The following is a 13,398-nucleotide window of genomic DNA, read 5'->3' as shown; positions in this document are numbered from 1 at the left end:
AGAGGACGGAAATCCAACGATGACATTTGATAATGAATCTGATGCTAATCTTGTTCTCGATTCGATGATCACAAGTATTTTGTTATTAGATAAGAAACTCAATATTTTTTATGCTAATACTGCCGCACAACAATTACTAGCGCAAAGTTCCAAAAAATTATTAGAAAGTTATTTTCCAGATTTATTGAGTTATTTTTCCTTAGATATTGAATTAATGCTTAATGCATTAGAAAAAAATCAAGGTTTTACGGATAATGAAGTTAATTTAGTTGTTAACAATGAATTGCATATCTTATCGTTAACGGCACAATTATTAACAAATGGTCATGTATTGATAGAAATGGCTCCATTAAATAATCATAAGCGCTTGAGCCAGGAACAATTGCAACAAGCCCAACAAAGTGCAGCACGAGAATTAGTTAGAGGGCTTGCTCATGAAATAAAAAATCCACTTGGTGGTCTTAGAGGTGCCGCTCAATTATTATCACGTGAACTACCTAAAAATGAATTGCAAGATTATACACAAATAATTATTGAACAAGCAGATAGATTAAGGAATCTTGTAGATAGGTTACTTGGTCCCCAACAGCGATTGCAGCAAAAGGAACAGAATATTCACAAAGCAATTGAGCGAATATATGCACTGCTTTGTTTAGAAAAACCTTTCAATGTTGTTATTTTACGTGATTATGATCCCAGTTTGCCTGAATTCATTCATGATTCAGAGCAGATTGAGCAGGTGATTTTAAATATTGTTCGTAACGCTTTACAAGCTATTGGTTCTAAAAGTGGAACTATAACAATTAGAACAAGAACAGCGTTTCAAGTTACTTTACATGGCCAGCGTTATCGTCTATGTGCGCGCATAGATATTGAAGACAATGGACCAGGTGTTCCTGTTCAGATACAAGATACACTGTTTTATCCAATGGTAAGTGGTTATGAAGGCGGTACGGGTATTGGGCTTTCAATTGCACATAATATTGTCGATCAACATCACGGTAAAATTGAATTTAATAGTTGGCCTGGGCATACAGAGTTTTCTGTTTATCTGCCAATTAAGTAGTGAGGTAAATTAAAATGAATGTTTGGATTGTTGATGATGATAGCTCTATTCGTTGGGTATTAGAAAAGGCGTTAACCAATGCTCATTTTAACTGTATTAGTTTTTCAAGTGGTCAAGAAGCAATAGATGCTCTAGTTAATAATCCACAAAAGCCCGCAGTGTTAATCTCAGATATAAAAATGCCTGGGCTGGATGGTTTTACATTACTTCATTATGTTAAAGAACAATATCCTGATTTACCTGTTATTATTATGACAGCCCATTCAGATCTTGATGCTGCAGTGAATGCATATCAAAGAGGAGCTTATGATTATATTCCTAAGCCATTTGATGTTGATGAAGTAATTCAACTCGTAGAGCGAGCAATAATTCAAACTCAAAGTAGTAAAAATAGTAATAATACAACCTCTAAAGCGTCAACAGGTATTATTGGTGAAGCACCTGCAATGCAAGAAGTGTTTCGTATTATTGGGCGTTTATCTAAATCTTCAATAAGTGTTTTAATTAATGGAGAGTCTGGAACGGGTAAAGAACTTGTTGCTAAAGCACTGCATACTCATAGTCCTCGCTCGCAATCACCATTTATCGCGCTTAATATGGCTGCAATTCCTAGAGACCTTATTGAATCTGAACTGTTTGGGCATGAAAAAGGTGCCTTTACAGGAGCAGCTCAAATTCGTCATGGACGATTTGAACAAGCTAATGGCGGTACATTATTTTTAGATGAAATTGGGGATATGCCACTTGATGTACAAACAAGATTATTAAGAGTGTTGGCTGATGGACAGTTTTATCGTATTGGTGGTTATTCGCCAGTCAAAGTCGATGTACGTATTATTGCGGCAACTCACCAAGATTTAGAAGCGAGAGTGAGAGAAGGAAAATTTAGAGATGATCTGTTTCATCGTTTAAATGTTATTCGTATTTTATTACCTCCACTACGTGAGCGAGCTCAAGATATTCCAAAACTGGCAGCACATTTTTTACACACTACGGCAAAAGAGTTGGGGGTAGAAAGTAAAGTATTGAGTCTTGAAGCCTTAGATGTTTTATGTAAGTTTAATTGGTCAGGTAATGTTCGTCAGCTTGAGAATGCTTGCCGTTGGGTCACAGTTATGTCTTCTAGTAAAGAAATACTTGTGCAAGATTTACCACCAGAGTTATTGCAATTAAATGTGCCTAAAAACATTTTAAGTCGGGATGTTAGCATTAAACAGAGTAATCAAGAACAAATAAATATTGAATGGCAATATCAGCTCGAACAGTGGGCTAAAGAAGCATTACTTGCAGGGAAAGTTGGCATTTTAACCAAGGTCGTTGCTGATGTTGAGCGTATTTTATTAAATTGTGCCTTGAATTTTACTCGTGGGCATAAACAAGATGCCGCCCATCTATTAGGTTGGGGGCGTAATACATTGACTAGAAAGCTTAAAGAGTTATCTGATGATAAATAATTTATCATGCTCTAATGCTGTTTTTATCAAATTCTTTAGTATTATTTTGCTGTTTGTTTAAAGTTCATTGAACACTTATTTATTTTTAGTTACAATTTGGCGTAAATGATAATTATTATATTTATCATTTATGCGCTTTTGAACTAAGCTAATAATTAGGAGTTACAATGTATTCATCTATCAAAATTAAATTTTTAGTATTACTGGCCGCTTTATTTGCGTTGGTTGGTTGTGACAATAAAAAAGATACACCTACCGATAATAAAACATCAATCGTTATTGAACACGCCCAAGGTAAAACAGACGTTCCTGAAAATCCGAAAAAAGTAGTGGTATTTAATACTGCAACATTAGATATTATCGATGCATTAAATATTCCTGTTACAGCGGTTCCTCAATCAGATGTACATTTTCCAGAGTTTTTATCAAAATATGCAGACAAAGCTTATACTAATGTCGGTACTTTATTTGAACCAAATTACGAAGTACTAAGTACACTCCAACCCGATGTGATTATTGCTGGTGGACGTGCAAATGATGCGTATAAAAAATTAAGTGACATTGCACCGACAATCTCGCTTGATCTCGATCCAAATAATTTCTTAGCTAGCTTAACGCAGCGTACAGAACAGTTAGGTCATATTTTTGGTAAACAACAAGAAGCTAAAAAATTACTTGCTGATTTTAATCAAAAAATTGAACAGTTAAGTCCAAAAGCAAGCACAGCAGGAACAGCCTTAGTTATTATGATTAATGGTGGCAAAATGTCTGCTTATGGACCAAAATCACGTTTTGGCTTCATTTTTGATGTACTTGGTTTTAAACCTGCAACCATATTTCAGGAAGCAGGGCTCCATGGTAATGCGATTACTTCTGAGTTTGTACTAAGCGTTAATCCTCAATGGTTATTTGTTCTAGATAGAGACAATGCAATTGGTAATAAAGAAGCTCAATCAGCACAGCAAGTTTTAAATAATGAATTAATTTCTAAAACGGATGCATGGCAACAAAATCACATTGTTTATTTAGATTCAACATCAATGTATATTTCAGGTGGTATTCAAACTTATAGTCGTTTAATGGACCAAATAAGTGATGTTTTAAACAAAACATCAGCTAACTGAATAAACCATGACTAAAAGAGTTTATTTTATTGCAGGCATTGTTTTTTTATTAACAATGACTGCATTGAGCTTATTTATTGGTGCAGGGCATGTAAAGTTAGTCGATCTTTGGTCTGACAGTAATATGCAACAAATTTTTTTTGTTAGTCGCGTTTCCAGAACGGTGGCTTTACTTTTAGCGGGTAGTGCCATGAGCATTGCCGGTTTAATAATGCAACTCCTTACCCAAAATCGATTTGTCGAACCATCTCTAGTCGGAACTACTCAATCAGCTAGTTTGGGTTTATTAGTGATGATGGTACTCGCTCCAGGCGCAAGTGTTATGATGAAAATGTTGGTAGCGAGTTTGTTTGCTATGGCTGGTACCGTGTTATTTATGTTTATTTCTCGCAAAATTATTTTTAAAACAGCCCTTATGGTACCACTTATTGGAATGATGCTTGGTGCAGTAATTAGTGCCATTTGTACTTTTTTTGCTATGTATTTTGATTTATTGCAATCTCTTGTAGGTTGGGAATCCGGTGATTTTTCAGGTATTTTACAAGGTCGTTATGAATTATTGTGGTTAGTAGGGGGCATCACCTTGTTTGCTTGCTGGAGTGCAGATCGTTTTACGGTTGCGGGACTGGGACGTGACTTTTCTGTTAATGTTGGGCTTAATTATAATCAAGTGATGTTAACCGGACTTATTGTGGTAGCTCTTATTGGTGGGATTGTCGTTGTCGTTGTTGGTGTATTGCCATTTTTAGGTTTGATTGTTCCTAACATAGTCAGTTTAATGTTTGGTGATAACGTTCGTAAAACCATCCCTTGGATATGTTTGTTCGGAAGTGGGTTAGTGTTACTTTGTGATATTATTGGACGAGTTATCCGCTATCCGTTTGAAATACCTGTTAGTGTAATTCTTGGTGTGGTAGGGGCAATTATTTTTTTAGTGTTGTTGAGTACTAAACGTCATGCTAGTTAATCAAAAACGCCTCATTTCAACTCGAAAAACCATAGTATTTTTACTAATTATTGCCGTTTTTTGTGTTGTTTTATTTATGGCATTTAATTTAAAAGGTAATATTAGTTACATTCTACGCCATCGGGCTTGGATTGTCTTAACAATGATTTTAGTGGCTTTTTCTGCTGCAACTTCGACTCTGCTTTTCCAAACTGTTACGAATAATCGAATTTTGACCCCTTCTATAATGGGATTTGAATCTTTGTTTGTGTTAATTCAAACGATGATAATCTTTTTTATTGATGCGCAAGGTATTCCTTATATTGGCATTGTTGGTAAATTTGTCTTTGAATCATTACTGTTAATTTTATTTTCTCTATTTTTGTATCGAGGTTTATTTACCAAACTTAAACAAAATCTGCATTTAGTTTTATTAATTGGGATTATTTTAGGGACACTGTTTCGTAGCTTTTCCAATTTACTACAACGTTTAATGGCTCCGAGTGAATTTGCAGTATTGCAAAGCCGAATTTTTGCAACATTTACTCGAGCTGAACCCGTATTAATTGTCTTTTCGTTAGTTATTTCCAGCATAATTGGTCTTTTTTTATGGCGAATGCGATTCAAGTTTGATGTACTGGCTCTAGGACGTGATAATGCGATTAATCTAGGTGTCGATTATCAAAGAAGTGTCACCATTATTTTATTACTCGTTTCGGTTTTAGTTTCAATATCAACAGCACTTGTTGGTCCTTTTACTTTTCTTGGTCTGCTTATTGCCAATTTAGCGTATAGCATCAGTGGTTCCGGTCAACATCGCTTTTTATTACCAACAGCTTTTTTATTAGGTGTGATTTTTCTTGTTGGTGGACAGATGTTTTTAGAACATGTTTTAAATATGGTAGGTGCATTATCTATTGTAATTGAATTTATTGGTGGTTCATTGTTTATCTTCTTATTATTGAAAAAGGTTCCAATGTGATAGAAATTGATAATATTAGTAAAAAATATCAAACTTTACCGGTATTAAAAAATGTGAGTGCAACAATATCACAAGGTGGTATTACAGCGATTATTGGTCCAAATGGTGCAGGTAAATCGACATTATTATCAATTATTAGTCGATTATTACTAGCTGATGAGGGCCTAGTAAAGATTCAAAACATGGATGTGGTTAATACGCCAAGTGATAAACTTGCAACCTATCTTTCAGTATTAAGACAAGAAAATCGTTTTACTAGTAGACTTACTGTTTCTGAGTTAGTAGGTTTTGGTCGATATCCTTATAGCAAAGGGCGATTAACTAAAGATGATTTAGCACATATTAATCGCGCTCTTGAATTTTTAAATTTAACAGAATATAAAGATCGATTTTTAGATGAACTTTCAGGAGGACAACGACAACGTGCTTATGTTGCAATGGTTCTTTGTCAAGACACAGAATATGTATTACTTGATGAACCTCTAAATAATCTTGATATGAAGCATGCGGTTGCAATGATGAAACAGTTACGTCGTGCAGCAGATGAGTTGGGGAAAACTATTGTTATTGTCATTCACGATATTAATTTTGCTTCGGTCTATTCTAACTATATTCTTGCAATGAAAAATGGAGAATTAATTTATCAGGGAAATCCAAATCAGGTAATGGATTCAACTATTTTAGAGGATATTTTTGATACTCCCGTTAAAATAGAAAAAATACATAATCAAAATATCGCAATCTATTATTGATAGATAATTAATTCTAATAATAAAGACATTACATATGTATAAGTAAATAAAGAAACGATTGTTTACTATTCTCTCTGATTCATGTTAAATAAATGACAATATTTTTGCCGAGATAATAATAATGAAATTAGAGGAAATTGCACTAATAGCTGGCGTTTCAAAAACAACGGCTAGTTACGTTATTAATGGAAAAGCAAAGAAATATCGCGTTAGTGATCAGACAATAGAAAAAGTAATGTCAGTTGTAAAAGAGCATGATTATCAGCCAAATGCGGTTGCAGCCGGACTTAGAGCGGGTAAAACTCATACTATTGGCATTATTATTCCCGATTTAGAAAACATCAGTTATACTCGTATTGCTAATTACTTAGAACAGTTAATAAGAAAAGAAGGTTATCAAGTATTACTTTCATGTTCAGAAGATGATCCCAAAATTGAAAAAGAGTGCGTTAAGCATCTTCAACAACGACAAGTTGATGCGTTAGTAATTTCCTCATCATTTGTTTCCGCCAAAGATTATGTTTTTTATGACGATTGGCAAAATACAAAAATTCCATTATTTGCTCTTGATAGAATTCTATCCAGTACTAAATTTAGAAATATAGTTGGTGCGGATAAACAAGACTCCAAAACCTTAGCACAAGCGTTTAATGATGTTGTTCATGGTTCTATGGTTTATCTAGGAGCCTTACCTAATCTATCGGTTAGTCAACTTCGTTTAGATGGATTTAATGATATTAGACTTAATCATTGTAATCATGATAATGAGAATAAAATTGATTTCTTATATGCAACTAATTATAGTCGTCACGACGCTGATATCGCTTTTAGTCAATGGTTAGAAGATCATGATTTGCCTGATGGCATTTTTACGACCTCTTTTTCCTTGCTTCAAGGGACTATTGACGCAATCTTAAGAAAGTTCGGTCATTTACCTGAAACATTAACTATTGCTACTTTTGGTGATAATGAATTATTGGATTTCTTACCTTGTAAAGTTATATCACTTTGTCAAGATCATAAAGAAGTTGCTAAAATGACGATAAAAATGTTATTAAACTGTTTGAAAAATGAGAATTATCAGCCAGGAACCACAGTTATTCCTAGACGACTAATTTACCGAGGCAGTTTAAGTCGGGATCGAACTTTAATGAAAAAGGATCATTTTAACAAAATTTTTTGTTAAATTTTATACAAAAAGAAGATCCAGATCACATATTTTCTATTAATAGAGATAATTTATTTGATAATTAATATAATTCTCGTCATTATTGCTGAAACGATTCAATTAAGTTATTTAAGTAAATAATATGAATTATGTTAGATGATTTAACATAGCAACCCAGAGGTATTTATTATATGTTTCATTTAGTTAAAGAAAATATCCATTTAAATGAACAAGCCCCTAACAAAACTGAGGCGATAAAAAAAGTAGCTGCTGCTTTAACAAGTGCAGGATTTGTTGAGGAAGGATACGTAGATGGAATGCTCGAACGCGAAGCTCAAGCAGCAACTTATCTGGGTATTGGTCTTGCTATTCCACATGGTACAACTAAAACTCGTCATTTAGTAAAAAAAACCGGTGTGCAAGTTTTTTGCTTTCCTAACGGAGTTGAATGGGGTGATGATGGCGAAAAAGCTTATCTAGCCATTGGTATTGCAGCAAGTTCTGATGAGCATTTAGAATTACTTCGTCAATTAACACATGTACTTAGCGCTGATGGTGTTGAAGAACGCATTAAAAATATTCAATCAGCAGATGAGGCAATTGCGATTTTAACGGGAAAATCGAGCATAGAAGATAGCCAATTTAGTATAACTGAATCTTCTTTATTATTGGATATTCCTGCGGATAGTTTAGGAACTTTACAAGCATTAAACGCTTCACGTTTAAAACAACAAAGTGCAGTAAATGCTAATTTTATTACTAATGTACTGGATAATAAACCTAACTATTTGGGTAGCGGCGTTTGGTTCAATGATAGCAAAGAAGGTAACCTAAAAAATGCGATTGCAATTAGTCGTACAATAAGCGATCTAAATGAAGACGGTAAACCAGTTAAATTGTTGATTACCATGTCGATGATGAATGATGCTATTGATAACGTAGTAAATAATTTAGCTTCTTTAGCCTTTAATCAAAAATTGGATCTTTTACTGTCAGCTGATATTGATAAAATTATTGATTTGCTTGTATCTAATGATCAATCTGCGGTATCAAATCAACTTGAGACTCAATCGTCCAATGCAAAACAAACTTCAGATACAAATAATCCAATATTAACTCGTGAATTTATTGTTCCAAATGAAAATGGCTTGCACACTCGCCCATCATCGGTATTAGTTAAATTAGTGAAAGAATTTAAAAGTAAAGTTACTGTTGCAAACCTTGATGGTAAAGCTGAACCTGTTAGTGCGACAAGCTTAATGAAAATTGTTGCTCTTGGCGCTAAAAAAGGCAGTCGATTACTATTCACAGCAGTAGGTGATGATGCTGTTCAAGCACTAGATGCGATTGGAAAAGCTATTGAGAGTGGTTTAGGTGAGGGTATTTAATCATGACTTATCGTGTTGCAACTATCACTTTAAATCCTGCTTATGATCTATTAGGTTTTTGTCCAAAAGTAGAACTTGGCGATGTTAATTTAGTTCAAACTAATGCATTACTTGCTGCTGGCAAAGGCATCAATGTTGCTAAAGTATTATCTGATCTTGGTATTAAATTAACTTTGGGTGGATTTTTAGGTAAAGAAAATCGTGATGGTTTTAATTTACTATTTAATTCACTTAATGTTGAGGATAAATTTCAATCTATAGCGGGTCGTACCCGCATTAATGTTAAATTGACTGAGGAAAATAGTGAAGTTACTGATTTAAACTTTTCTGGTTTTACTATAACAGAGCAAGATTGGCAAAGTTTTGTTACCGATTCTCTCGAATGGTTAAAAAATTTTGATATGATTGCAATTAGTGGTAGTTTGCCTGCCGGAGTGTCTCTGGAAAAGTTCACAGAATGGATGAAACAAGTGAAAGCAATTTGTCCTAAAGTGGTCTTTGATAGTAGCCGTGATGCGTTAGTTGCAGGATTGAAAGCTAAACCGTGGTTAATAAAACCTAATGACAAAGAGCTTGAAATGTTTGTAGGACGCAAGTTGTCGACGTTAGCTGAAATAAAAGCTGCTGCTATGGAACTTATCAATGATGGCATAGAAAACGTTGTCATTTCACTTGGTAGCAAAGGTGCTTTGTGGGTAACTAAACATGAAGCATGGTTAGCAAAACCACCAAAATGTCAGGTAGTAAGTACCGTTGGTGCTGGTGATTCAATGGTTGGTGGATTAATGTATGGACTTATGACCAGTCAATCAATTAAAGACACCTTAGTTTTCGCCTCAAGTGTTGCTGCGTTATCTGTTGGACAAGCCGGAGTTGGTATTGCTGATCGTCAGGCTGTAACCAATATGTTGGATAAAATTGAAATAATTGCTGGATAGGAGTATTCATGAATATTTACATAATAGAGGGGAATAATGCAGGCCCTGTTAATGGACGTTTAGCTAAAGCTGAATTGGTTTTAGCTGCTAATTCATTAAATTTTAATATCGTCGATAGTGTGGCATCAGCAGAGGTAACTGTTGCTATCGGATCAGGTGATGTCAGTGATAAAACCGTGATCGGAAAAAAAGTTTATGTAGTTAGTGATCTCAATGATATTTTTGCCAATCCTAAACAAATACTCAAAGATGCACAAAGTAAAGCTGCTATTTTCGCACAATCTAAACATAGTGACACAAGTTCAGTATCGGGAAGTGGTGTAAAACGTATTGTTGCGGTAACTGCTTGTCCAACAGGTGTTGCGCATACTTTCATGGCAGCCGAAGCGATTGAAGAAGAAGCAAAAAAACGTGGTTGGTGGTGTAAAGTTGAAACACGTGGCTCAGTTGGTGTTGGCAATGAATTAACACCAGAAGAGGTGGCTTCAGCTGATGTTGTGATTGTAGCATGTGATATAGAAGTCGATTTAAGCAAGTTTGCAGGTAAAAAGATGTATCGAACTAAAACCGGTCCTGCACTGAAAAAAACTGCACAAGAATTAGATAGAGCATTTGAAGAAGCGACAATCTATCAACCAACACGTTCTGCTTCAACAACAAAATCGAGTAATGAGAAGAAAGGCATCTATCAGCATCTATTAACAGGCGTCTCTTATATGTTACCAATGGTTGTTGCGGGTGGATTAATCATCGCTTTATCGTTTGCTTTTGGTTCATTTGAAATGGTTGATGGTGTACAAAAACTGGTTGGTGAATCTCATTTAGCACAAATTGGTGGGCTTGCATTCTCACTTATGGTACCTTTACTTGCTGGTTATATTGCTTATTCTATTGCTGATAGACCTGGCTTAGCTCCTGGACTTGTAGGTGGTTTGCTGGCTGTCTCTACGGGTGCTGGATTCTTAGGTGGTATTATCATAGGTTATTTTGCTGGTTACTTAGCAATGTTAATCTCAAAGTATTTACCATTACCGAAAACACTTGAAGCATTAAAACCAATTCTTATTGTACCTTTACTTGCTACATTAGCTACAGGTTTAGTCATGCAGTTTATAGTTGGTACGCCGATCGCATGGTTAATGGAAGCCTTAACTGGGTGGTTGAAATCAATGGGAACCGCCAATGCTGTTTTGTTAGGTGCACTTTTAGGCGGTATGATGTGTACTGATATGGGTGGACCAATTAATAAAGTTGCTTATGCGTTTGGTACAGGTTTAATTTCAGCTCAAGTATACGCACCAATGGCGGCGGTTATGGCAGGTGGCATGGTTCCTCCTTTGGCTATGGGTATTGCTACATTAATTGCTCGTAAAAAATTTGCTAAAGCTGAACAAGAAAGTGGTAAAGCTTCATTAGTACTTGGTTTATGCTTTATTTCTGAAGGAGCGATTCCATTTGCGGCACGTGATCCATTACGAGTGATTCCTTGCTGTATTATTGGTGGGGCAATTACAGGCGGTTTAGCGTTAGCATTTGGTTCACAGCTTATGACACCACATGGTGGATTATTCGCTTTAGCTATCCCTGGAGTAGTGAAGCCTGTTGGTGGTTATTTACTATCAATTTTAATTGGTTCTCTTGTTTCTGGTGTTGCCTATGCGGTATTTAAACAACCTGAATTAAGCACAGAAACGGCTTCTGCTTAAATTATTTATTTATACTAAAATGCCATCAATTGATGGCATTTTTTATTTTTTGAATTATTTTTTTACCCAACGTTGTAAATCTTTAGCAGTAAAATCGTCCATTTTTTGTAGAATAGATTGTGGATCATTAGACACAATTAAAGTTTTATAAAAACTTTCTCTAATAAAACCTTCATCGACAGCATGCTGTAAAAAATTCATCATAGGCTCCCAAAATTTGGCTGGATTATACAATGAAACTGGTTTTTCATGATAACCAATCTGCATACCAGTCCAAACTTCAAAAACCTCTTCTAAAGTACCAGTTCCTCCTGGCATAGCGATAAATCCATCGGCTAATTCACAAAGACGTGCTTTACGTTGATGCATATTTTCAACAATTTCTAAACGAGTAATGTTATGGTGTGCTGTTTCTGCTTTGACTAGTCGCTCTGGAATAATTCCAATAACTTCGCCTCCATGAGCTAAAACTGAATTGGCGATAACAGCCATTAAACCTTTATTTCCACCACCATAAATTAATCGTCTATTTTGGTTTGCAATTAATACCCCTAATTGTTCTGCCGCTACACGATATTCTGCGCGATTACCTTCACTTGCACCACAAAACACACAAATATTTTTTTTCATAACTATTTATTTACCTTGACCATATAATTTTATCTATTTTAGCATGCCATTAAGAGATTTGATTACAAGCTGAGCAATTAAATTTAAATATTGTTTTTCACATTGACATAATCATTATAGATCGTTACTATCTTATCCCGAGTGTTCCTCCATAGTTCAGTCGGTAGAACGGCGGACTGTTAATCCGTATGTCACAGGTTCAAGTCCTGTTGGAGGAGCCAATTTTAACCCACTCCCTTTATTTTTATCATTCCTCTATCGTATATCTTATATAAATAATTAGTTGTTACCTTCAGCTTTTATAAATTTCTTATTTTTTATTGCTTTATCTTATTTGCTCGTTTAAACTTGCCACGTTAATTAAATGACAAAAAAGTAATTTAAAAGGAAAGGAAAATAAAATATGAAAAAAACACTTATTACTCTGGCAACTATCGCCTGTTTCCCAGCGTTTGCTCAAACTGAAACGATAGGAATATATCTAGGGGGGCAATTAGGTGCGAGTATTTTGAAGGCTAACAGCATTAAAGATACATTGTCTTATTTCGATGAGTCCGAAACGGTTAAAATTGGATCTTTCAAAAACGGTAAAATCGCAGGGGCGTTAAATATTGGTTATAACTTCAAATATGATTATGAACTTCCCCTTCGTACTGAGCTATCTTTTACAATACGCGGTAATTCAGATAAAAAATACCGTCACGCTTATAGTGATGTAGATTTGGAAGACGATTATCTTCAAACTAGCGATAAACACAAAGTTCGCATGAATACTTTGATGGTAAATGCATACTATGATATTGAAACTAATTATTCCATTACTCCTTTTGTTGGAGCTGGACTAGGTATTGCTTTCACTAAGTTGGATCAGAAATACTCAGGATATTATAAAAGTGAATTTACTGAAGAATCAGCTTCAGTTGGCATATCAGATACTAAAACAAAATTTGCTTGGAATGTAGCTGCTGGCGTAACATATAACATTGACGAAAATGTCGATATTGATTTTACCGCACGTTATGTTAATGCTGGTAAAACTTCTATAAAAACCAATATTGAGGGTGTTAATGTAAAAGCGAGCGCTAAATTAAGTTCGATGGATTTCTTAGCAGGTATTCGTTACACCTTCTAATATTATATTTTAACGGTAAAGGGCATTTGCCCTTTTTTATTTTCTCACTAAATGCAAATTAGACTACAACAACTCAATATTTATATCTTTAATCATAGGGTGTTATTTCAAA

The 13,398-nt window shown here is 34.8% G+C and carries 12 protein-coding genes and 1 tRNA gene; 12 read left to right on the top strand and 1 reads right to left on the bottom strand.

All coding sequences use genetic code 11. From position 1 onward, the window contains the following. Positions 1 to 19: 19 nt before the first annotated feature. The 10 genes from glnL to fruA all read left to right on the top strand — a co-directional run bounded on the left by glnL (position 20) and on the right by fruA (position 11,524). Entirely contained in the window at positions 20 to 1,066 is a 1,047-nt protein-coding gene (gene glnL / locus J3U13_RS01660; RefSeq protein WP_267339663.1) for a nitrogen regulation protein NR(II), read from the top strand. 14 nt (positions 1,067 to 1,080) lie between these two features. After that, on the top strand, positions 1,081 to 2,520 hold the full coding sequence (gene glnG / locus J3U13_RS01655; protein WP_267339662.1) for a nitrogen regulation protein NR(I): 1,440 nt from the start codon (positions 1,081 to 1,083) through the stop codon (positions 2,518 to 2,520). 167 nt (positions 2,521 to 2,687) lie between these two features. After that, positions 2,688 to 3,644: a siderophore ABC transporter substrate-binding protein gene (locus tag J3U13_RS01650; RefSeq protein ID WP_267339661.1), complete on the top strand. Its 957-nt coding sequence runs from the start codon at positions 2,688 to 2,690 to the stop codon at positions 3,642 to 3,644. Between the two features lie 7 nt (positions 3,645 to 3,651). Continuing rightward, positions 3,652 to 4,611, top strand: coding sequence for an ABC transporter permease (locus J3U13_RS01645; RefSeq protein WP_267339660.1), 960 nt, complete (start codon positions 3,652 to 3,654; stop codon positions 4,609 to 4,611). Continuing rightward, positions 4,601 to 5,572 (top strand): iron chelate uptake ABC transporter family permease subunit, encoded by a 972-nt coding sequence (locus J3U13_RS01640; RefSeq protein WP_267339658.1) that lies wholly within the window; start codon positions 4,601 to 4,603, stop codon positions 5,570 to 5,572. Before J3U13_RS01645 ends, J3U13_RS01640 begins: the two co-directional genes overlap by 11 nt. Next, positions 5,569 to 6,324, top strand: a complete 756-nt coding sequence (locus tag J3U13_RS01635; protein ID WP_267339656.1) for an ABC transporter ATP-binding protein — start codon at positions 5,569 to 5,571, stop codon at positions 6,322 to 6,324. Before J3U13_RS01640 ends, J3U13_RS01635 begins: the two co-directional genes overlap by 4 nt. Before the next feature lie 121 nt (positions 6,325 to 6,445). After that, positions 6,446 to 7,510: a catabolite repressor/activator gene (gene cra / locus J3U13_RS01630; protein WP_267339655.1), complete on the top strand. Its 1,065-nt coding sequence runs from the start codon at positions 6,446 to 6,448 to the stop codon at positions 7,508 to 7,510. Positions 7,511 to 7,683: 173 nt separating this feature from the next. Then, positions 7,684 to 8,880 carry a fused PTS fructose transporter subunit IIA/HPr protein gene (gene fruB, locus J3U13_RS01625; RefSeq protein ID WP_267339653.1) on the top strand — a complete coding sequence of 399 codons (1,197 nt, stop codon included), beginning with the start codon at positions 7,684 to 7,686 and terminating at the stop codon, positions 8,878 to 8,880. Positions 8,881 to 8,882: 2 nt separating this feature from the next. Then, entirely contained in the window at positions 8,883 to 9,818 is a 936-nt protein-coding gene (gene fruK, locus J3U13_RS01620) for a 1-phosphofructokinase (protein ID WP_267339651.1), read from the top strand. Between the two features lie 8 nt (positions 9,819 to 9,826). After that, positions 9,827 to 11,524: a PTS fructose transporter subunit IIBC gene (gene fruA, locus J3U13_RS01615; protein ID WP_267339650.1), complete on the top strand. Its 1,698-nt coding sequence runs from the start codon at positions 9,827 to 9,829 to the stop codon at positions 11,522 to 11,524. A gap of 54 nt (positions 11,525 to 11,578) precedes the next feature. On the opposite strand, the gene J3U13_RS01610 is transcribed toward fruA, so the two are convergent. After that, positions 11,579 to 12,154 (bottom strand): TIGR00730 family Rossman fold protein, encoded by a 576-nt coding sequence (locus tag J3U13_RS01610; protein WP_267339648.1) that lies wholly within the window; start codon positions 12,152 to 12,154, stop codon positions 11,579 to 11,581. Positions 12,155 to 12,299: 145 nt separating this feature from the next. Between J3U13_RS01610 and J3U13_RS01605 the strand changes: the two genes are divergently transcribed. Together J3U13_RS01605 and J3U13_RS01600 are read left to right on the top strand one after the other, a co-directional pair. Further along, positions 12,300 to 12,375 (top strand) — tRNA-Asn (locus J3U13_RS01605). Positions 12,376 to 12,557: 182 nt separating this feature from the next. Then, complete coding sequence (locus J3U13_RS01600; protein WP_267339647.1) at positions 12,558 to 13,286, top strand: outer membrane protein; 729 nt, start codon at positions 12,558 to 12,560, stop codon at positions 13,284 to 13,286. Positions 13,287 to 13,398: the final 112 nt, after the last annotated feature.

The organism is Gilliamella sp. B2887 (assembly GCF_026537015.1).
Classification (GTDB): Bacteria; Pseudomonadota; Gammaproteobacteria; order Enterobacterales; family Orbaceae; genus Gilliamella.
Note: the sequence above shows the minus strand (reverse complement) of the source record. Positions and strands in the feature narration are given on the sequence as shown.

What these genes read in the sequence shown, in the direction of transcription:
- J3U13_RS01645 (WP_267339660.1), top strand. Translation starts at nt 3,652, where the DNA reads ATGACTAAAAGAGTTTATTTTATTGCAGGCATTGTTTTTTTATTAACA.
- fruA (WP_267339650.1), top strand. Translation starts at nt 9,827, where the DNA reads ATGAATATTTACATAATAGAGGGGAATAATGCAGGCCCTGTTAATGGA.
- J3U13_RS01640 (WP_267339658.1), top strand. Translation starts at nt 4,601, where the DNA reads ATGCTAGTTAATCAAAAACGCCTCATTTCAACTCGAAAAACCATAGTA.
- J3U13_RS01650 (WP_267339661.1), top strand. Translation starts at nt 2,688, where the DNA reads ATGTATTCATCTATCAAAATTAAATTTTTAGTATTACTGGCCGCTTTA.
- J3U13_RS01610 (WP_267339648.1), bottom strand. Translation starts at nt 12,154, where the DNA reads ATGAAAAAAAATATTTGTGTGTTTTGTGGTGCAAGTGAAGGTAATCGC.
- fruK (WP_267339651.1), top strand. Translation starts at nt 8,883, where the DNA reads ATGACTTATCGTGTTGCAACTATCACTTTAAATCCTGCTTATGATCTA.
- glnL (WP_267339663.1), top strand. Translation starts at nt 20, where the DNA reads ATGACATTTGATAATGAATCTGATGCTAATCTTGTTCTCGATTCGATG.
- J3U13_RS01600 (WP_267339647.1), top strand. Translation starts at nt 12,558, where the DNA reads ATGAAAAAAACACTTATTACTCTGGCAACTATCGCCTGTTTCCCAGCG.
- fruB (WP_267339653.1), top strand. Translation starts at nt 7,684, where the DNA reads ATGTTTCATTTAGTTAAAGAAAATATCCATTTAAATGAACAAGCCCCT.
- cra (WP_267339655.1), top strand. Translation starts at nt 6,446, where the DNA reads ATGAAATTAGAGGAAATTGCACTAATAGCTGGCGTTTCAAAAACAACG.
- glnG (WP_267339662.1), top strand. Translation starts at nt 1,081, where the DNA reads ATGAATGTTTGGATTGTTGATGATGATAGCTCTATTCGTTGGGTATTA.